Origin of the sequence: Halomonas colorata, from assembly GCF_014897985.1 — a bacterium.
GTDB lineage: Bacteria > Pseudomonadota > Gammaproteobacteria > Pseudomonadales > Halomonadaceae > Vreelandella > Vreelandella colorata.
The window spans coordinates 1-19,650 of the sequence record NZ_JABUZA010000002.1 but is presented as its reverse complement, the minus strand read 5'-3'; the positions used below and the strand labels follow the sequence as shown (position 1 = coordinate 19,650).

At 55.5% G+C, this 19,650-nt stretch carries 21 protein-coding genes; 19 read left to right on the top strand and 2 right to left on the bottom strand.

Annotated elements, in window-relative coordinates:
- Positions 1-97: 97 nt before the first annotated feature.
- From INT33_RS01265 to sppA, 3 genes are all read left to right on the top strand, one after another.
- Positions 98-1,039, top strand: coding sequence for an RluA family pseudouridine synthase (locus INT33_RS01265; RefSeq protein WP_018915799.1), 942 nt, complete (start codon positions 98-100; stop codon positions 1,037-1,039).
- A gap of 9 nt (positions 1,040-1,048) precedes the next feature.
- Positions 1,049-1,699: an HAD family hydrolase gene (locus INT33_RS01260; RefSeq protein WP_192537289.1), complete on the top strand. Its 651-nt coding sequence runs from the start codon at positions 1,049-1,051 to the stop codon at positions 1,697-1,699.
- A gap of 62 nt (positions 1,700-1,761) precedes the next feature.
- The gene (sppA, locus tag INT33_RS01255; RefSeq protein ID WP_193090949.1) at positions 1,762-2,901 is read left to right on the top strand and encodes a signal peptide peptidase SppA; all 1,140 of its coding nucleotides are present in this window, start codon (positions 1,762-1,764) and stop codon (positions 2,899-2,901) included.
- A gap of 5 nt (positions 2,902-2,906) precedes the next feature.
- On the opposite strand, the gene INT33_RS01250 is transcribed toward sppA, so the two are convergent.
- Positions 2,907-3,509, bottom strand: a complete 603-nt coding sequence (locus tag INT33_RS01250) for a Maf family protein (RefSeq protein ID WP_192537294.1) — start codon at positions 3,507-3,509, stop codon at positions 2,907-2,909.
- 147 nt (positions 3,510-3,656) lie between these two features.
- Between INT33_RS01250 and INT33_RS01245 the strand changes: the two genes are divergently transcribed.
- The 15 genes from INT33_RS01245 (at position 3,657) to INT33_RS01175 (ending at position 16,753) form a co-directional block, all read left to right on the top strand.
- Complete coding sequence (locus tag INT33_RS01245) at positions 3,657-4,205, top strand: YceD family protein (RefSeq protein WP_018915803.1); 549 nt, start codon at positions 3,657-3,659, stop codon at positions 4,203-4,205.
- 36 nt (positions 4,206-4,241) lie between these two features.
- Complete coding sequence (gene rpmF / locus INT33_RS01240; RefSeq protein ID WP_192537296.1) at positions 4,242-4,412, top strand: 50S ribosomal protein L32; 171 nt, start codon at positions 4,242-4,244, stop codon at positions 4,410-4,412.
- Between the two features lie 43 nt (positions 4,413-4,455).
- A complete protein-coding gene (gene plsX / locus INT33_RS01235; protein WP_192537298.1) occupies positions 4,456-5,475 on the top strand; it encodes a phosphate acyltransferase PlsX in 1,020 nt (339 codons plus the stop codon).
- Positions 5,476-5,663: 188 nt separating this feature from the next.
- Complete coding sequence (fabD, locus tag INT33_RS01230; protein WP_192537300.1) at positions 5,664-6,623, top strand: ACP S-malonyltransferase; 960 nt, start codon at positions 5,664-5,666, stop codon at positions 6,621-6,623.
- A gap of 69 nt (positions 6,624-6,692) precedes the next feature.
- Positions 6,693-7,436, top strand: a complete 744-nt coding sequence (gene fabG, locus INT33_RS01225) for a 3-oxoacyl-ACP reductase FabG (protein ID WP_192537302.1) — start codon at positions 6,693-6,695, stop codon at positions 7,434-7,436.
- 124 nt (positions 7,437-7,560) lie between these two features.
- Positions 7,561-7,794, top strand: coding sequence for an acyl carrier protein (gene acpP / locus INT33_RS01220; protein WP_008956801.1), 234 nt, complete (start codon positions 7,561-7,563; stop codon positions 7,792-7,794).
- Positions 7,795-7,985: 191 nt separating this feature from the next.
- The gene (gene fabF, locus INT33_RS01215) at positions 7,986-9,224 is read left to right on the top strand and encodes a beta-ketoacyl-ACP synthase II (protein ID WP_192537304.1); all 1,239 of its coding nucleotides are present in this window, start codon (positions 7,986-7,988) and stop codon (positions 9,222-9,224) included.
- A gap of 6 nt (positions 9,225-9,230) precedes the next feature.
- Positions 9,231-10,040 carry an aminodeoxychorismate lyase gene (pabC, locus tag INT33_RS01210; protein ID WP_192537306.1) on the top strand — a complete coding sequence of 270 codons (810 nt, stop codon included), beginning with the start codon at positions 9,231-9,233 and terminating at the stop codon, positions 10,038-10,040.
- 29 nt (positions 10,041-10,069) lie between these two features.
- Entirely contained in the window at positions 10,070-11,074 is a 1,005-nt protein-coding gene (gene mltG, locus INT33_RS01205) for an endolytic transglycosylase MltG (protein WP_192537308.1), read from the top strand.
- A 13-nt stretch (positions 11,075-11,087) separates the two neighbouring features.
- The gene (gene tmk / locus INT33_RS01200) at positions 11,088-11,741 is read left to right on the top strand and encodes a dTMP kinase (RefSeq protein WP_193090948.1); all 654 of its coding nucleotides are present in this window, start codon (positions 11,088-11,090) and stop codon (positions 11,739-11,741) included.
- The gene (locus INT33_RS01195; protein ID WP_193090947.1) at positions 11,732-12,718 is read left to right on the top strand and encodes a DNA polymerase III subunit delta'; all 987 of its coding nucleotides are present in this window, start codon (positions 11,732-11,734) and stop codon (positions 12,716-12,718) included. Before tmk ends, INT33_RS01195 begins: the two co-directional genes overlap by 10 nt.
- A gap of 24 nt (positions 12,719-12,742) precedes the next feature.
- Positions 12,743-13,075 carry a PilZ domain-containing protein gene (locus INT33_RS01190; RefSeq protein WP_193090946.1) on the top strand — a complete coding sequence of 111 codons (333 nt, stop codon included), beginning with the start codon at positions 12,743-12,745 and terminating at the stop codon, positions 13,073-13,075.
- A 39-nt stretch (positions 13,076-13,114) separates the two neighbouring features.
- Positions 13,115-13,954, top strand: coding sequence for a TatD family hydrolase (locus INT33_RS01185; RefSeq protein ID WP_193090945.1), 840 nt, complete (start codon positions 13,115-13,117; stop codon positions 13,952-13,954).
- Positions 13,955-13,979: 25 nt separating this feature from the next.
- Entirely contained in the window at positions 13,980-14,549 is a 570-nt protein-coding gene (locus INT33_RS01180; protein WP_193090944.1) for a DUF1285 domain-containing protein, read from the top strand.
- Complete coding sequence (locus tag INT33_RS01175) at positions 14,546-16,753, top strand: ATP-dependent helicase (protein ID WP_193090943.1); 2,208 nt, start codon at positions 14,546-14,548, stop codon at positions 16,751-16,753. The genes INT33_RS01180 and INT33_RS01175 overlap by 4 nt, the downstream gene beginning before the upstream one ends.
- 54 nt (positions 16,754-16,807) lie before the next feature.
- Here the strand turns inward: INT33_RS01175 and INT33_RS01170 are convergent, their stop codons facing one another.
- A complete protein-coding gene (locus INT33_RS01170) occupies positions 16,808-18,472 on the bottom strand; it encodes an electron transfer flavoprotein-ubiquinone oxidoreductase (RefSeq protein WP_193090942.1) in 1,665 nt (554 codons plus the stop codon).
- 399 nt (positions 18,473-18,871) lie between these two features.
- On the opposite strand from INT33_RS01170, the gene INT33_RS01165 reads away from it, so the two are divergent.
- Positions 18,872-19,621, top strand: a complete 750-nt coding sequence (locus INT33_RS01165) for an electron transfer flavoprotein subunit beta/FixA family protein (RefSeq protein ID WP_018915819.1) — start codon at positions 18,872-18,874, stop codon at positions 19,619-19,621.
- The last annotated feature ends 29 nt before the right edge of the window (positions 19,622-19,650 follow it).

Sequence of the window (19,650 nt, the reverse complement as noted above, 5' to 3'; positions counted from 1 at the left end):
AAAGACAACCACCAGCAATTGACGCAATGCCCTTGGGTCTACGTTAGAATGCCGTTTTTAGCCTAGCATCATCGAGACACAGCAGGAGTGCGCGGCAATGGCCGAAGGGCGTGAAGTACAGTGGGTGGATATCGCCCCGGAACAAGCGGGTCAGAGAATCGATAATTTTTTGATGACTCGCCTGAAAGGTGCTCCTAGAGCGCTGATATACCGCATCGTGCGTAAAGGTGAGGTGCGGGTTAATAAAAAGCGCGTCAAAGTAGATTATCGCCTCCAGGCAGGAGATATGGTGCGTGTGCCACCTTTGCGTCTGGCGCCTCGCGAAGCCGTAAAGGAAGTTAGCGATAATCTGCGTGATGTCTTGGTGGGCAGCGTCATTATGGAAGGCCCTGACTGGATGGTGCTCAACAAACCTTCCGGGCTTGCCGTGCACGGAGGCAGTGGCGTGAAGATTGGTTTGATCGAGGCGCTGCGGCAAGTGCGTGATGATTTGAGCTTTTTAGAACTCGTTCACAGGCTTGATCGTGATACATCGGGCTGTTTACTGCTGGCTAAATCTCGCGATGCACTAGTAACGCTCAACGAGTCGTTAAAAAAGCACGGCATGGACAAACGCTATCTGGCGTTAGTCAATGGCCGTTGGCCTGCGCGTAAAACCTATGAAAGTGCTCGTCTTGACCGTTTCGATGCGGGTAACGGCGAGCGGCGGGTGCGGGTCGATCCTAACGGCAAAGTATCGCGTACCCATTTCGCCGTTGTTGAAACCTTTGAAAAAGCCACGCTGATTGAAGCTGAGCCGGTCACCGGGCGAACGCACCAGATTCGCGTTCATGCTGCTCATGCCGGACACGCGCTATTGGGCGATGACAAGTATTCAACGCGCGAAAGTGCTCATTTGACGAAGCACTTGGGGGTTAGTCGCCTATTTCTGCATGCCCGCTCCTTAACATTTCCAGAGCCTACCAACGGCCGCCCGGTGACGGTTAAAGCGCCGCTGCCGGATGTGCTGGAAGACATACTGAAACGCGCACGCCGATAAGGAGCGTTCATGCGCTACGAGCTGATTATTTTTGATTGGGATGGCACCTTGATGGATTCGGTGCCCAAGATTGTTGCCTGCATGCAGGCAGCAGCCCAGGAAGCAGAGTGGGGCGAGCTTGAAGCCGCAGCGGTTGAGGATATTATTGGTTTGGGGCTGCCTGAAGCCATTGCCAAGCTATGCCCGGGTATTTTGCCTGCTCAGGCGGAACGCTTGCGCCAGCGCTATTCGCACCACTTTGTGAGTGGGAATACAACGCCCATGCCGTTTTTTAGTGGTGTTGAGGCGCAAGTAGCGCGCCTGCGTGAGCGCGAGCAGCAGCGTCTGGCTGTGGCTACAGGTAAAAGCCGCCGTGGGCTTGATCGTGTTTTTACCGAAACGGGAAGCGGTGCCTGGTTTCATGCCAGTCGTACCGCTGATGAAACGCGCTCAAAGCCGCACCCGCAAATGCTTAACGAGATACTTGTTGAGCTTGGCGTACCCGTAGAGCGTGCGGTAATGGTGGGCGATACGGAATATGATCTGGAAATGGCGAGGGCCGTCGGCATGGACCGTGTGGCGGTAACGTACGGTGTTCATACGCCGGCGCGGTTAGCAGCAAGCCAGCCTAAATGGGTCGCTCATAACGTTGAGGATCTTTTTGGCTGGCTGTATGGATAGATGATGCGACGTTGGGTGGATGGTCAATGACCTGGCGTTCCTAGACTCAAAAAGGATGATATATGAGTGATGATTGGCGCCGCAGTGATGCTGATGGGTACCAAAGTCCTGCAGACCAAAGTCCTGCAGATAGGCCCGCGCCTGGTCGATCAGATCATGATCGCTGGACACAGGGCCCTGACGTGGCGGCTTATACAGATGAAGCTGCTTCGGTGGGTGCCGCAGGCGATGATGCTGAAACGCTACGTGAGCGACAACGGCTGGCTCAAGTCGAGATGATGGATCGCTGGATTGGCGGCGTATTGACCGAGCAGCGTCGTTCGCGGCGTTGGAAGCTGTTTTTCCGGTTTATGACGCTGTTTCTGATATTAGCGCTAGTCGCGACCGTCGTATATAACGTCTTCTGGGCGCCAGCGGGCGATTCATCTACCTTGCAACGTCACCTGGGCGTCGTTGAAGTTAATGGCGTTATTGCCAGCGATGCACCGGCAAATGCCGAGCGGATCATTCGGGGGCTGAATCGCGCCTGGGATTCAGATAATACCGAAGCCGTTGTGCTGCATATCGATAGCCCTGGCGGAAGTCCGGTACAGTCACAGCGCATTTACGCGGAAATTATGCGTCTGCGTGAACAGGGCGATAAGCCGATATTGGCGGTGATCGAAGATATTGGCGCGAGCGGGGCTTATTATATCGCCTCGGCAGCCGATGAAATTATTGCATCACCGGCGAGCTTGGTGGGCTCCATTGGGGTTATTTACGCAGGGTTTGGCTTTCAGGATGCCATTAGCCGTATCGGGGTTGAGCGCCGCGTTATGACGGCTGGCGAGAACAAAGCCTTTCTAGACCCTTTTCAGCCTTTGGATGATGACGCTGAGGCGTTCTGGCAGGGCGTGCTAACCCAGACCCATCAACAGTATATTGATGACGTCAGGGCAGGGCGTGGCGATCGTCTAAGCGATCGACCAGAAATTTTCTCGGGCCTGGTATGGAGCGGCGAGCAAGGTCTTGAGTTAGGGCTTGTCGATCAGATGGGCAGTCTTGAGGAGGTCGCCCGCGCTCATGTCGGTGAAGCAAGTTGGGAAGACTATACGCCGCGCCTTGATCCGTTTGATCGTTTGACGCGACGCTTTACGCAAGTGGCAGCCAGTGTATTAGGCCTTCAAGCGCCTAACTCACCGCTTCGCTATCAGGCCCAGTAGGTTTGCTATTCAGCGCCAAGCGGGCTGATGCCCACTTGGCGCAGCATGCTGCAAAGGGCAATTAGCGGCAGGCCTATCAGTGCATTGGGGTCGCGGCCTTCTAAGGCCTCAAATAAGGTGATCCCTAAGCCCTCCATGCGAAAGCTGCCTGAGCTGTCCAGCGGTTGCTCGAGCGCGACATAGCGCTCGATCTCGCGCTCGGTTAGCGAGCGGAAGACCACATAGAAAGGCTCGATATGGGTGTAGTGGCGCTGCTGGCGCGTATCAAGTAGGGCAAGGCCGGTTAAAAAGGTAACCCGCTGGCCTGAAAAGCGTGCCAGATTGGCGCAGGCGCGCTCCTGAGTATGCGGTTTGCCAAGAATATCGCCTTCAAATACCGCCACCTGATCTGAGCCGATAATATAGTGGTCAGGAAAGCGTTCTGCCACGGCGTTGGCTTTACTGAGTGCGAGGCGATGCACAAGCGCTTTAGGCGACTCATTCGCGTGCGGCGTTTCGTCGATATCTGGCGAATAACACTGATAGGGAAGCTGCAGGCGGTCCAGTAGTTCTCGCCGCCAGCGAGAGCTTGATGCCAATACTAATGACGCGTCTTGGGTAAGCGGCACGCTCTTTCTCCTAAGCCATTGGGAATGAAAAGTGAGTGTAGCTAAACCCGATAGCCGTGCCTAATTTGCAGGTTTGTGCGATAAACCATGAAGAATTATGCTGACAGCTTTGACACCAGCGGGGGGAGTGCCTATCATTGCGCGCCTATGTTGACCTCACAACTCCCCAGCCGGGTTGAGCCTTATAAGCTTGCAGCCCGCCACGAACGACTAGAAGGCTTAGTGGCACTTACTAAGCTGCCACGGCTTGCCGAAGAGGCAGGTGACCAAACAGGCGACTGTCATGTTGTCCTGGAATTTGGTGTGGATGCCCAAGGTCGTCGTGAAATTCGTGGCCATTTGCAAGCGACGCTGGCATTGCCCTGTCGTCGCTGCTTGGTGCCGCTAAGTCAAGACGTGTCCAGTGACTTCCTGCTTGGGATGATTACTGACGAAGCCTTGGCCGCCGAGCTGCCTGCCAGCCATGAGCCGGTGCTGGTGGAAAATGAACAGCTGGATCTACTCACGGTTGTTGAGGATGAGCTTATCCTCAGCTTGCCGCAGGTGGTCTATCACGAGGAGACTGAATGTCATGTCTCGGCGGAGCAGCTGGTCAGCAAAACAGGCGGCGAGGCGGAAGAAGCGGCGCCCGCCACGAACCCTTTCGCGGTGCTCAATGTCTTGAAAAGCAAAGACGCCTTGAAGGGCAAAAAGTAAGCACCACTTATCCTATATACCTTGGAGTAAACACCCATGGCAGTTCAAAAGAACCGTAAAACTCGTTCCAAGCGCGGCATGCGTCGTAGCCACGATGCGCTGACCGCTCCGACACTGTCTCAGGACCCGGAAACCGGTACTAAGCACCTGCGTCACCACGTAGCTGCCGATGGTTTCTACCGTGGTCGTAAGGTAGTTGAGGTATAAGCCTTAACTGTCCGGTAAAGCGGCCAAATAGAGTGGGTGCTACGTGCGCCTAGCGATTGATGTGATGGGGGGCGACCAAGGCCCTCGTGCCGTTATCGAAGGCTCGGCAAGAGCAGTGATGGAACATCCTGATCTTGAGCTGACTCTGTTTGGCCCGCGTCAGCAAGTGATTGCTGAGCTTTCACGCTTGCCGCAGCCTTTGGCTGCGGCAACGTCACGTTTAGTGGCAAGTGATGCGCCGTTAAGTATCTCCCAGACATCCAGTGCTGCCTGGGCGCTTCGCCATGGGCAGACGAGCAGTATGGCCTGTATGCTAAGAAGTCTTAGCCTTGGTGAGGCCGATGCCGGTGTCAGTGCAGGCAATACAGGAGCATTAGTAGCCCTTGCGCGACGCGAGCTGGGCACGCTTCCCGGAATTTCCCGGCCTGCAATCAGTACCGCGATTCCAGCGCGCCACGGCCGCCGCTGCTATCTGTTGGATCTGGGGGCTAACGTGGATTCGCCGGCGCACCGTCTGGTTGATTTTGCGGTAATGGGTGCTGCAATGGCGCAGTGCGTCGATGACGTAAAGCTGCCCCGCGTCGCGTTGCTTAATGTGGGCTCAGAAGCCACCAAGGGTAATGCTTGTGTGCGCGAGGCCGACAGGATTTTGCGTGAGTATCCTGATGACACGGCCTTTGCCTATCAGGGGTATGCCGAGGGCGGTGATCTGTTTGATGGCGAGCTTGATGTGGTTGTCTGCGACGGTTTTGTAGGCAATGCAGTGCTTAAAGCGAGCGAAGGTTTGACCCGTATGCTGGTAGAGCGTGTACAGATGGCGTTTGAATCACGCCTGAGTGGACGTCTGGCAAGCCTACTGGCCAAGCCTGTGCTTAGATACCTGAAGCAGGAATTAAATCCTGTGCGTTACAACGGGGCAAGTTTGCTTGGCCTGAAGGGTATCGTGGTGAAAAGCCATGGTGGTACCCAGGCGGATGGTTTCTACTATGCTATCCAGCGTGCGCTAAGCGAGGTGGAGCATAATCTGCCCGCACGAATCGCCGGCCGCTGGGAGCGTCGCTAATGGCGCAGGTGTGAAGCCTAGATTTAGGTGCCCGATAACTGAACGTAGGCATCAGAGTAGGGATGTTACTCGACTAGATAATAAAACGTTAGAACGTATTTTGCGGGTTACAGGTGGCAGCAGGATGTGCCCGTAACCGCGCCTATCGCTCAAATGAGCAAATGCCTACAAGAGCAAAGGTGAACGACATGTCTCAACCCCTTGCCCTCATTTTTCCCGGGCAGGGCTCTCAGCAGCTTGGAATGCTGCGAGAGCTGGCCGAGCGCTACAGTGTGGTGGGAACAACTTTTGAGGAAGCTTCGGACGCACTTGGGTACGACTTGTGGAAAGTCGTCCAGGAGGGCCCCGAGGCAACGCTAAACGCAACTGCCTGTACGCAGCCTGCGCTGCTTTCTGCTAGTGTTGCGATTTGGCGGGTGTGGCAGGAGCTGGAAGGCCCGCGGCCCACTATCATGGCCGGGCATAGCCTGGGCGAATATAGCGCCATGGTGTGTGCGGGCGTGATGGGCTTTGCTGAAGGTGTTCAGCTGGTTCGCTTGCGTGGCGAAGCCATGCAGGACGCCGTGCCTGTCGGCGAAGGTGGTATGGCGGCCATTTTGGGGCTTGCTGATGATGCGGTAGAAGCAGCTTGTGCCCATGCTGCACAGGGCGATATTGTTTCCGCTGTTAATTATAATTCGCCTGGTCAGGTTGTCATTGCCGGTAGTAAGGCGGCCGTTGAGCGTGCCATTGTGGCCTGCCAGGAAGCGGGCGCTAAGCGAGCGATGGCGCTACCGGTTTCAGTGCCGTCTCATTGTGAATTGATGCGCCCGGCGGCCGAGCGGTTGGCGGAGGCTATGCAAAGCGTTGAGTTTCGTGCCCCGCGCTATACTGTCGTGCAAAATGTCGATGCGAAGGCGCATGCTGATATTGATACACTGCGCACACGGCTGATTGAGCAGCTCTACCAGCCGGTTCGTTGGTCATCATGTGTTGAAACCATGGTAGCTCAGTCTGTTAATGTGTTTATCGAGTGTGGGCCTGGTAAAGTGTTAACCGGGCTAAATAAACGCATCGCCCGCGGAGCCAAAGGCTTGGCGGTAAATGACCCGGATAGTTTGGATTCAGCGCTTGAGTTGGCTCGTGAAGCACAGGCTAACGGTGCTTAATACGCCGCAATTTTTCGCTATCCTTGCTTTTTGAGTGGTTAAAAAGCAAATAGTTAAAGGCTAAACGTTATGACGCAAGAACGCAGGGTTGCGCTTGTTACTGGTGCCAGTCGTGGTATTGGTCGGGCGATCGCTCATGAGCTGGGTCGCCAGGGCCGTATAGTGATTGGTACCGCGACCAGCGAGGACGGTGCCCAAAAAATCGATGCTGATTTAAAGCAAAACGGTATCGAAGGCGCTGGTGTTTGTCTGAATGTGACAGACCAGGCGAGCATTGATACAGTGCTCAAAGATATTGCCGAGCGTTTTGAAGCGCCGACGATTCTGGTCAACAATGCAGGGATCACTCGCGATAACCTACTGATGCGCATGAAAGAGGATGAATGGGATTCGGTAATGGATACCAATCTTAAATCCGTCTATCGTGTAAGCAAGGCATGTTTGCGCGGTATGACTAAAGCACGGTTTGGACGTATTGTGTCAATCAGTTCGGTAGTGGCAACCATGGGTAACCTGGGCCAGACTAACTATGCCGCTGCGAAAGCAGGCATGGAAGGCTTTAGCCGTGCGTTGGCTCGTGAAGTGGCTTCCCGTGCGATTACCGTTAACGCGGTAGCGCCTGGCTTTATTGCTACCGATATGACCGAAGCGTTGCCAGAAGCTCAGCATGAAATGCTGTTGAAACAGATTCCGCTGGCCCGCTTAGGCGGTCCAGAAGAAATCGCTGCCGCAGTAGGGTTTCTTACCAGCGATGCTGCAGGATACATCACTGGTGAAACCCTTCATGTGAACGGCGGCATGAATATGCGTTGATGGCCTTAGGCTTAGCGGTTGCTTCTGTCTAAGGGCGTCTATAAACTACCCCGCAGCTTTTGGCTTGCGGTTTCCAAATAGCTGGTTATCCAAAACGGCTAATGTGAACGACTGGAGTACGTTAATGAGTACTATTGAAGAGCGCGTTAAGAAAGTTGTAGCAGAGCGCCTGAACGTTAAAGAAGAAGATATCCAGAACAGCTCTTCTTTCACTGAAGACCTGGGTGCTGACTCGCTTGACACTGTTGAGCTGGTAATGGCTTTGGAAGAGGAATTCGATACTGAAATTCCTGATGAAGAAGCGGAAAAAATTACCACTGTTCAGGAAGCCATCGACTACGTAAACGCCCACCAGTAAGGGCAAGTTGATGCATCAAACGAGGGTGTGGTGCTAGCACCCCCCTTAAAAGCCGCCCTTTTAAAGGGCGGCTTTTTTGCTTTGTGCTTCACCGTGAACATAACGTTCAATCTCCGTTATACTAGTCATCTGATTTCTGCTGAAAATGACCCGGATGGGTCGAGTCACCATGGATGCCTGGAGGAAAGCTAATGGCGCGAAGAAGGGTAGTGGTAACTGGGTTAGGCCTGGTGACCCCAGTGGGCAATAGCGTGGATGAAACGTGGGCGAATATTACGGCCGGTAAGAGCGGTATCGCGCCCATTGAGCACTTTGATACAAGTAGCTTTAATACACGCTTTGGTGGTTCGGTTAAGAATTTTGATATTAGCCCTTATCTGAATCCTAAAGAAGCCCGCAAGATGGATCTGTTCATTCAGTACGGCATGGCGGCTGGCGCTCAGGCAATACAAGATGCGGGCATTGCCTGCACAGAAGAGAATGCACCGCGTATCGGGGTGGCGATGGGGTCGGGCATCGGTGGCCTGCCCATGATCGAGCATAACCACAATGCGCTGAATAAGGGCGGCGCTCGTCGCGTATCACCTTTTTTCGTGCCGGGCTCCATCATCAACATGATCTCGGGCAATCTGGCGATTCAGCATGGCTTCCAGGGCCCTAATATTGCCATTACGACTGCGTGTACCAGTGGCACGCACAATATTGGCTATAGCGCGCGTACCATTGCCTATGGTGATGCAGATGTCATGATCTGTGGCGGTGCTGAAATGGCGACTACACCGCTTGGCCTGGGAGGTTTCTCGGCCGCCCGAGCGCTTTCAACGCGTAATGATGATCCTGAAGCGGCAAGCCGCCCGTGGGATAAAAATCGCGACGGTTTTGTACTTTCTGACGGTGCCGGTGTGCTGGTGCTTGAAGAGTACGAACATGCCAAAGCGCGGGGCGCGAATATCTACGCCGAACTTATCGGGTTTGGCATGAGTGACGATGCCTATCACATGACGGCACCGCCTGAAGATGGCCGCGGGGCTGCGCTTTCCATGAGTAATGCGATTAAAGATGCTCAAATGGATCCTTCCGAAGTGCATTATATCAACGCACATGGAACCTCCACGGCAGCGGGCGATCTGGCTGAAAGCCGGGCTGTTGAGCGGGTAATGGGCAGCGCTGCTCAGAATGTGGCGGTAAGCTCTACCAAATCCATGATTGGGCATCTGCTGGGAGCTGCTGGCGCTGTTGAGGCGGTATTCAGCATTCTGGCCATTCGTGATCAGGTGGCACCGCCCACGATTAACCTGGATAACCCCCAGGAAGGCTGCAACCTGGACTATGTGCCGCACACTGCGCGTAACATGCGTATTGATGTTGCGCTGTCCAACTCGTTTGGGTTTGGCGGCACCAACGGTTCGCTGTTGTTTAAAAAGGTATAACGCAAGATGACCCTGCCTCAGGTACCGTTTGATGACCGCGGACTGGCGTATGGGGATGGCGTGTTCGAAACGGTGCTACTGCGTCACGGCGAGCCGGTGCTTTGGCCGTATCACGTAGCACGGCTGGTGCGTGGATGTCAGTGTCTGGGTATCCCCACTCCCTGCCAGGCGGCGATCGAAGCCACTTGGCAGGGCAAGGCCACGGCACCGCTTGAAGTATTAAAACTGATCGTCACCCGGGGAAGCGGTGGAAGAGGGTATGCGCTACCCGATCCCCCAGCGCCCCGTTTACTAAGCCAACGGACTGTGTTTGCCCCCATGGTTGAACGCTGGAAAAATGGGGTAACGGTGCGTATATGCTGTTTACGTCTGGGTCATCAGCCTGCTTTAGCCGGTATCAAGCATTTAAATCGGCTTGAAAACGTAATGGCGCGTCAGGAATGGCGCGATGCCATGATTGCCGAAGGTTTGCTTGCCGATCAGCAAGGGCAGCTGGTTGAAGCGACAAGCATGAACGTGTTCTGGCAACAGCGAGGGCAGGTGTTTACGCCGCCGCTGGATAAATGCGGCGTGGCGGGCACACTGCGTCGCGCGTTAATTGATCAGGGCGCTGTCAGTGAAGCCAGCCTGTCACTTGAATTGCTACCCAGGATGGAGCGCGTTTGGGTGGCTAACTCCGTGCAGGGTGTCTGGCCCGTTCACACGTTACTATCGGAAGACAATGTTTGCCTGCAACGCTTTCAGGGCGATAGGCACGACAAGTTTCAAACGCTGGCGCACCGCCTGTTGGGCTATGCGCCAACTCCTATGCAGTAAGCCCTAACTTATTTTGTTGAGGTGAAACGTTGAAACGGTTATTGGCCGCTGTTGGAATTATCCTGGTGTTGGGCGTTGCTGTCGCGGCAGGTAGCTATCTGTATTGGCAAAACCGCCTGGAAGCACCCTTAACGCTTGATGAGCCAGTTCTTTACCAAGTACCCGCCGGTGCTGGCTTTAATCAGGTGGTAGCGCAGTTAGAGTCTCAAGGCATTATTGATGATGCCTGGGCATTTCAATTGCTGGCACGGGTTCATCCAGAGCGCGTTCCGCGTCTTCGCGTGGGTGAGTATCAGCTGACACCCGGGATGAGCGGTCTTGAGATGATCGCGCTGTTAGGCAGTAACAATGTAGTTACCTATGCATTAACGCTTCCCGAAGGGCGCACGTTTAATCAATTGCGTGAGCTGCTCAATAATGCGCCAAAGCTTGGCCATCAAACGGCCGATATGAGTGATGAAGAGATCATGGCGCTGCTGGACCGGGAAGGTACCTTTCCAGAAGGCTGGTTTTTCCCCGATACGTACCGTTATCACCTAGGGATGGATGACGTCGATCTTCTGCGTCAAGCGCTTGCGCGCATGGAGCGTATTTTAGAGGAAGTGTGGGAATCTCGTGCAGAAGACCTGACCGTTGAATCGCCTTACGAGGCGCTTATCATGGCATCGCTTATCGAGCGGGAAACCGGGGCGCCTGAAGAGCGGCGTGAAATTGCCGGTGTCTTTAAGCGCCGTATGGAGCAGGGCATGCGCCTGCAAACCGACCCTACCGTGATTTACGGCATGGGTGAGCGCTACGCGGGGCGTATTACCTATGCCGACCTGCGCGAAGCCACGCCTTACAATACCTATGTGATTAATGGTATGCCGCCCACGCCGATTGCCATGCCGGGGCGGGCGTCGCTTGAAGCGGCCGTTAATCCTCTGCCCGGTGATACGCTGTATTTTGTATCGCGTGGCGATGGTACGCACCAGTTCTCACGCACGCTGCGTGAGCACAATAATGCGGTTAATCGTTATATTCGCAACCGTTGATTAAGGGATCGCAATGACTAAGCGGGGACGCTTTATTACGCTGGAAGGCGGCGAAGGCGTAGGCAAATCCACCAATATGGCCTTTGTGGTCGCCTCGCTTGAAGCGCAGGGTTTTGAGGTTGTAAGTACGCGGGAGCCAGGTGGTACGCCGCGCGCCGAAGCGATCCGTACGCTCCTGCTCGACCCTGCTCCGCAGGAACCGTTACATGCCGATGCTGAGCTTTTATTGATGTTTGCCGCGCGTGCCCAGCATCTGGCCGAAAAAATAGTCCCGGCGCTGGAACGCGGGGCATGGGTCGTGTGTGATCGCTTTACTGACGCAACCTTTGCCTATCAGGGGGGCGGGCGAGGCATGCCGGTTGAGCGGATTGCCCAACTTGAAGCGTTCGTGCAAAAGGGGCTCGCACCTGATCTGACCCTGCTGCTGGACATGCCGTTAACTGCCGCGCAATCGCGCCTTGAGTCACGTTTAAATAGTCAAAACGAGCAGCGTGACCGTTTTGAGCAGGAGCGTGGCGAATTTTTCCAGGCTGTTCGTAAAGCCTATTTGGCCCGAGTCGACGCCGAACCGGAGCGCTTTGCGCTGATTGATGCGCATCAGTCACTTGCCAATGTGCAAGCCGATATTCACGACACGCTCGCCGAACGGATAGCGCTATGGCGTTAACCGGCATACTGCCGTGGCAGGAAGCCACTTGGCGACAGCTGGTGCGCCTGGCGGATGAGGGGCGTATGCCGCATGCGATTTTGCTCAGCGGCGCCCACGGCGTGGGTAAGCAGCAGCTGGCTGAGACATTGATTGCCCGCACGCTATGCGCAAACCCCGATGTGTTGGCATGCGGCCAGTGTCACAGCTGTTCCATGCTGGCCTCGGGCTACCATCCTGATCTGCTGCGCGTTTCTCCTGAAGAGGGCAAACGACAGATACGTATTGACCCTATCCGCGACGTTAATCGGTTTGTGTCGCAGACCGCCCAGCAGGGCGGCTATCGCGTGATTGTGATTTCTCCTGCTGAGAGCATGAACATCGCCGCTGCCAATGCGTTGCTGAAAAGCCTCGAAGAGCCGGGCGCCAAGACGCTATTTATTCTGCTGTCTGATGTGCCCTCGCGCATGTTGGCCACCATACGCTCGCGGTGTCAGCAGTGGTCATTGCCCAATGTCGCATTCGAGGCATCGCGAGGCTGGCTGATCGAGAAGTTGGGCAGCCAGGATGAGGCATATTTTTGGTGGCGTGTGTCGGGTGGTTTGCCACTGTTGGCAGTTGAGTTGGCTTCGCCTGAAGAGCGGGCGTTGCGCCATCAGATACATGACTGTTTTGAGCAGCTGGTGCGCGGTGCTGAGCCGGTATCAGAAGCCGCGCGGCTTGATCGTCAGGCGATTGATGCCATCCTGTGGTACGGTATTGCCTGGCTTGAAGATCTCATTCGGTTGGGTATCTCCGGCGAAGCGGACGTATTACACAACCCCGATTTAGAGCCTCTTTATCGTCAGGCGGTTAAAAACGGCCGTGTTCAGGACTGGTTTCGTTTATTGGACTACGCCCGTGAACAGCGGCGCCTGTTGGCGGTGGGAGCCAACCCCAATCCGCAGCTGGTGCTGGAAGCCTGGCTAGTGCGTTGGGCCGCGCTACTGCGGTCGTAATTTTCTATGGCGCGCGAGGATGATATGAATGTTCACAAAGCCCTTGCCCTGACCGTGCCCGATATTGCTACGCTATTGTCTGCCTATATGCCGTTTTTAGACCGTGGGGGCATGTTTGTTCCCACCAAAACGCCGTATGCGTTGGGCGATCAGGTCACTTTACTACTTACGTTGCCGAATGAAACCGAGCGGATCACCGTTTCGGGTGATGTTGTGTGGGTGACACCCAGCGAAGCAGACACCCAGCGTACGCCTGGCATTGGCGTGCATTTTCGCTCACAGGATAATGCTCTGCGCGAACGTATCGAAACGTTGCTGGCAGAGGTAAGTTCTACGACTCCCTCGTTTACGCTTTAATATCCTGCCTTATTCTTCTTTATTGTTGCTGAGACGTTCATGTTTGTTGATTCGCACTGTCATTTAGATCGTTTATCTGAACATACCCATGGAGGCGATATAGCCGCCACGCTGAACGCGGCGCGGGCGGCCGACGTCAGCCAGTTTTTGGCGGTTGCGGTAACGCTTGACGATATGCCGGGGCTTGCTGCGATTGCCCGCGAGCATGCTGATGTCGCTATCTCGGCAGGCCTGCATCCGCTGCACACGCCTAAGCAGGAACCCAGCGTCAGCGATATTCAAGAAGCCGCCGAGCGATATGGCGCGGTGGCCATTGGCGAAACGGGGCTCGATTATCACTATCAGGACAGCGTGTCGGCTGTTGTGCAGCATGAACGCTTCAAGCGTCACTTGGTGGCCGCGCGGGAGCTTGAACTGCCGGTCATCGTGCATACTCGTGAAGCTAAAGAAGATACGCTCGCCTTATTGCGCGATCACAGTAACCCGCGGGTCGGGGGCGTACTTCACTGCTTTACCGAAGATTTGGATATGGCTCGCGAGGCCGTGCGGCTTGGCTTCTATATCTCGTTGTCAGGTATTATTACCTTCAACAACGCCGCATCACTGCGTGAGCTGGCTCGCCAACTGCCGCTTGATCGTCTATTGATTGAAACCGACAGCCCTTATCTGGCGCCTGTGCCATACCGTGGCAAACCCAATGAGCCTGCGTGGGTGGTCGAGGTGGCGGAGTGTATCGCCAAGGAGCGCGGGGTGAGTGTTGATGAGGTGGCCATGCAGACAACCGCTAATTTCTATCAGCTTTTTAAAGCGGCAGTGCCCGATGCCCCGGCGCATATCAAAGATGCGCTGGCGCAGGCTGGGTTAGTGTCATCACGTTAAACTGTGCAAGCGTAAGGTGGGTGCGATGAATATTGACCGACTACTTCAGCAACGTCAAAGCGCGGCCAGTATTCCGCCTTTAGATCAATGGCAGCCGGCGTTGTCGGGTGATATCAATATTGTGATTCAGGCCGATGGTACCTGGCTGCACGAAGGGCAGCCGTTTGCCCGGCCGAATATTGCGCGCCTGCTATCAACGCTTTTACGCCATGATTCAGACGGTGTTTGCCTGGTGACGCCGGTTGAGCGCTGGCGCGTTCAGGTGGAAGATTTGCCTTTCGTGGCGGTCGAGGCCGATTTTCGTGATGACGCCTGGTGGTTTACCACCCAGTTTGATGATGTCGTACGTCTGGACCAAGCGCATCCTTTATCCATTAGTCAGACGCCGCAAGGGGAGTGGGTACCGGAAGTCAGCGTGCGTTATGGGCTGGCGGCCAGATTGCATCGCCATGTGTTTTACCAATTGGTTGAGGCCTCCAGCACCCGGGAACTTGCTAACGGCCAGTGTGAGGTGGGTATTTGGAGCGCCGGTGACTGGTATCCGCTAGGCCAGGTGGACGCTATGGATGATGGCTCGCCAAGTGAGGTTTCGTGAAGTTAACCGCTGAGCAGCATGCCGTAGTGCATCATAACGGTGGCCATGCGCGGGTAGCGGCTGTCGCGGGGGCCGGCAAAACGACCACTATGGCAGCGCGGGTTTTGCACTTGCTTGCCAGCGGCGTAGAGCCAAAACGGATGCTGGTACTGATGTTCAACCGCTCGGCGCGCGATGACTTTCATCAGCGCTTGGTCAAGATGGCGCCTGACGGCCAGGTATTGCCCGCCGTGCGCACCTTTCATTCCCTGGGTCACCGGCTTACTCAAAGCCTGTGCCGCTGGGGCGCGCTTGCTCCACGGCGGTTACTCTCGGCTGACTGGCAGCTGGAGCGCTTGCTGCGCCAGGCGAGTATCAATGTGCTGCGTGACAGCGTGGAGCGCCGCGATGCGGCGATTGAAGGTGACCGCCTGGAAGCGCTGGCGCATTTTTGTAACTTGGTTAAAGCTGAAATGGCCGCGCCCCAAGCGCTTTATGAGCGGCTTAATTTTGAGCCCGATACCGATTATTTTCCTGCCGCCTTTGATGAGGCGGAAAAAATGCTCAGTAACGAAGGTCTGATGACCTACGCCGATCTTTTGTATCGGCCGCTACAGGTATTGGAAGCTGACAATACACTACGCCAGCGGGTCGAAGGCTTTCTGGATCACGTGATTATTGACGAGTATCAGGATATCAACGCCGCTCAGCAACGCCTTTTGGCAGTGCTGGCGGGCAGTACGGCGTCGGTAATGGCGGTAGGTGATGCTAACCAGTGCATTTATGAATGGCGCGGCGCCCGGCCGGATACCATGCTGGAAGACTTTACCGCCACGTTTGGGCAGGCAACCGACTACCCGCTTTCCACGACCTTCCGCCACGGTCACGCGCTGGCGCTTACCGCGAACCACGCGATCGTGGCTAATCGGCGGCGTCCTGATCAGCTGTGTTTGGCCGCGCCGTATAACCCGAATACGCGGGTGTCGGTCGAGCAGGGCAATACCGTATTGCTGGATACCTTGATAGACTGGAAAGCGCAGGGCCGCGCCTTTAACCAGGTGAGTCTTTTAGTGCGTAGCTGGGCGCTTTCCGTACCTTTTCAATTGGCGCTTCTCCAGGCGGGCATTCCGTTTCGTCTGCTGCGTGAAGACCGCTTTGTATTTCGTTTGCCGCTGGTGCAGGCATTGGTCGGCTATTTAAAGCTTTCGCGTCGTCCCGAACTTCTCCATCAGCCTGAACATCTGCTGCTGTTGCTTTCGCAGCCCACGCCCTTCGTGGCGCGCGATCGGCTACAGCGCTTGGCGTATCAGCTGGCAACTACACAGAGCTGGCCAGAGCGGCGTGACCCCGTCCTCACGGAGCTAAAGCCTCTGCAACGGCGTACGCTAAAAAAACGCTGGGCTTTATTGTGTGAGCTTCCCAGGTTAAGCGCCTGGCCGCCGGCCAAACTACTCAGTCATGTAGTGGAAACTATCGACGCCGAGAAGACCTTAAAACGTGCTGCGGCACGGCGTGATAAAGGCGAAGAGGATGTGCGTCTTCTGGACGTGCTGATCGAGCAGGCGCAAAGCGTTCAAGACCCGGATGCGTTTATTGAGCTTTTAGAGCGCCCGGTTGAAAACCAGGCGGGGGGCGTGCTGATTTCAACCGTACACGGCGCCAAAGGGCTGGAGTGGCCGCTGGTTGTGGTGGCTGGCGTCAATGAAGAAGATTTCCCCCACTATAGTCGTGAAACGCCGCTAAGTGATGAGCGCTTGGAAGAGGAGCGACGGCTGTTTTATGTGGCGATTACCCGTGCAGAAGAGCAGCTAATAGTATTGCACGATGGCGGTGCGCATCGCCCAAGCCGCTTTATCGCTGAAAGCGCGTGGCAGGACAGTATGCGTATTGCTGAGTGTCTGGCGCAGAGTGCGCCTGGCAGCGCTGCTCTGAGCGTGGCGTCACCCGCTATTGTTAAACGCTATCTAGAGCGCTTGGGGCGCGATGACATTACCCTCGCGGTGCCTGAGGTTCGGGAGCCCAAGGCTTCTTATGCGCCGGGCGAACCCTTTTATCCAGGGCAGCGGCTGCATCATGCGGTATTTGGTGAGGGAGAGATTGCGTCTGTTGAGGGTAACCCTGCTGATCCGGTGATTGATGTACGTTTTGTCCAGGCAGGACGGCGACGCTTGATTGCTCGCCGGGCCCCCATTGAGCGGCTGGAGCCGCCCGCTCAGCCAGCCTGAACGTGTAAGGTTTAGGCTGGCGTTTGGACGTGCTCTAAAGAGCAGGTGTGGGTATTACATGTTCGGATAGTTGGGGCCGCCGCCGCCTTCTGGCGCTACCCAGTTGATGTTCTGGGCCGGGTCTTTAATATCACAGGTTTTGCAGTGCACGCAGTTTTGGAAGTTGATCTGAAAGCGTGGTTCGCCCGCCGTATCTTCCACCACTTCATAAACCCCAGCTGGGCAGTAGCGCTGAGCAGGCTCGGCGTACTTGGGCAGGTTTTCCTGGATAGGGATTTTGGGGTCATCAAGGCGCAGATGGCACGGCTGATCCTCTTCGTGGTTGGTGTTGGAGAGAAACACCGAAGAGGGCTTATCAAAAGACAGCTTGCCGTCAGGCTTTGGGTAGTTGATTTTTTCGAACTCAGACGCAAGCTTTAGCGCGCCATGATCGGTAGACGTGTCGTGCACATTGGGCAGTTTGTTGCCCAGCAACTGGCTGACGAAGTTATAGGCGCCACCACCCACCGTGCCGTATTTATGCATGGCCGGGCTAAAGCTAGCAGTCTCTTTGAGCTCTTGATACGCCCAGCTGGCTTGCCATTTCTCAGTAAAGCTCACAAGCTCCTGCGCACCTTCGTCACCGCCTTTAATCGCTTCAAAGACGCTTTCAGCGGCTACCAGCCCGGACTTCATTGCTGTATGCAAACCCTTAATCTTGGCGGAGTTCAATGTGCCTGCATCGCAGCCGATTAGCAGGCCGCCAGGGAAAGTCATTTTCGGAAGGCTGTTAAAACCGCCTTTCGTCAAGGCACGCGCCCCGTAAGCAACTCGTTTGCCCCCTTCCAGGTACTGGCTCAGCGTCGGGTGGTGCTTCATGCGCTGGAACTCATCAAAAGGTGAAAGCCAAGGGTTCTGGTAACCCAGATCCATAATCAGGCCTACTACCACCTGCTGGTTCTCAGCGTGGTAAAGAAACCAACCGCCGTGGGTGTTTTTGTCCAGTGGCCAGCCAGACCCGTGTACCACCAGCCCAGGTTCATGCTTGTCTGCGGGTACGTCCCACAGCTCTTTCAGGCCGATGCCGTAGTGTTGCGGATCGCGCCCTGAATCAAGAGAGAAGTGCTCGATAAGGCGCTTGCCTAAATGGCCACGCGCGCCCTCGGCAAACAGCGTGTACTTGGCACGCAGCTCCATGCCGGGCATATAGCCATCTTTCGGCGTGCCGTCAGCGGCCACACCCATATCGCCAATGATAATTCCGCGTACGGCATCTTCTTCAATAATCACTTCCTGTGCGGCAAAGCCCGGGAAGATTTCAACGCCCAAGCTCTCTGCCTGTTCGGCGAGCCAGCGGCATAGGTTGCCGGCGCTGATCACATAGCGGGTCATATCGCCGCCCGTATTGTGCATGCTCTTAGGCACTACGGCATTTGGCAGCTTTTGAGCTTTGTGCGCGTCTTTAAGCAGGTAAACATCGTCACGAGTGGCGGGGGTGTTTAAGGGAGCGCCACGCTCTTGCCAATCGGGAAACAGCTCCGCCAGAGCCCGCGGTTCAAAAACAGCGCCGGATAAAATGTGTGCACCGACTTCAGAGCCTTTTTCCACGACACAAACGGTCAGCTCCTGTTCGACTTCATTGGCTTGCTGCATCAGGCGGCAGGCTGCGGAAAGTCCGGACGGACCCGCACCAACAATCACTACATCAAAGTCCATGACATCGCGTTCAACATTTTCCACCTGGTTTCTCCTTATTCTCATAAGTGCAGTGCCTTATAAAAACACGGCCTTAATTTAAAACGGTCGTTTGCTTCTGGTTATACTCCATGATAGGCATAATACCTGTGTCAGGTCACGCCTACGATGGTAAAACCCGCCTTTCCGGCTAAGTGAGCCAAAGGTAGTGCTATTTAGGGCAGCCCTTCGACCATTGCGCTGAGAATGGGTATTGTTGCCACCCAGCAGGCTGTGGCAAATTGATAGGGTTTTTTGATTGCGTACCTATCAAACGCTTGCATGAATTTATCGAAGCCTTGCCATTACGTCACCATGGCGAGGCTGACTCTTTTATAAGCGGTGTCCGCAAAGCGGGTGCCGACTTGGGTAAACGGCTTTTGCCACCAGCCAAGCGAGGAACCTATGAAAGTACTCGTCGCGGTTAAACGCGTCATCGATTACAACGTCAAGATCCGTGTCAAGGCGGATCACTCCGACGTGGATCTTACCAACGTCAAAATGGCCATGAACCCCTTCTGCGAAATCGCCGTGGAAGAGGCTGTGCGCCTCAAAGAGAAGGGCGTGGCCACGGAAGTCGTTGCCGTCAGCATTGGCCCCAAGGCCGCGCAGGAACAGCTGCGTACCGCGCTGGCGCTGGGCGCCGACCGTGCGCTGCATATCGAAACCGACGAACGGGCCGAGTCGCTGGCGGTCGCCAAACTTCTGGCCAAAGTCGTCGATGAGGAACAGCCGGGTTTGGTGATTCTGGGGAAACAGGCGATCGATACCGACAACAACCAGACCGGCCAGATGCTCGCCGCGCTGACCAACCTGCCGCAAGGCACGTTTGCCTCGGAAGTGGCTGTCGACGGTGACAAGGTCAACGTCACCCGTGAAATCGACGGCGGCCTGCAGACGATTGCGCTGACGCTCCCGGCGATCGTGACTACCGACCTGCGCCTGAACGAGCCGCGCTACGCCAAGCTTCCAGACATCATGAAGGCCAAGAAAAAGCCCATGGACGTCAAAACCCCCGCTGATTACGGCGTTGAGGTGGCGTCCAAGGTCAGCCTGCTCAAGGTGGAATCCCCGGCCGAGCGCAAAGGCGGTATTAAAGTCGCCTCCGTGGACGAACTGATCGATAAACTTAAAAACGAAGCCAAGGTGCTTTAAGAGGAGTCGAACGCATGAGCATTCTGGTA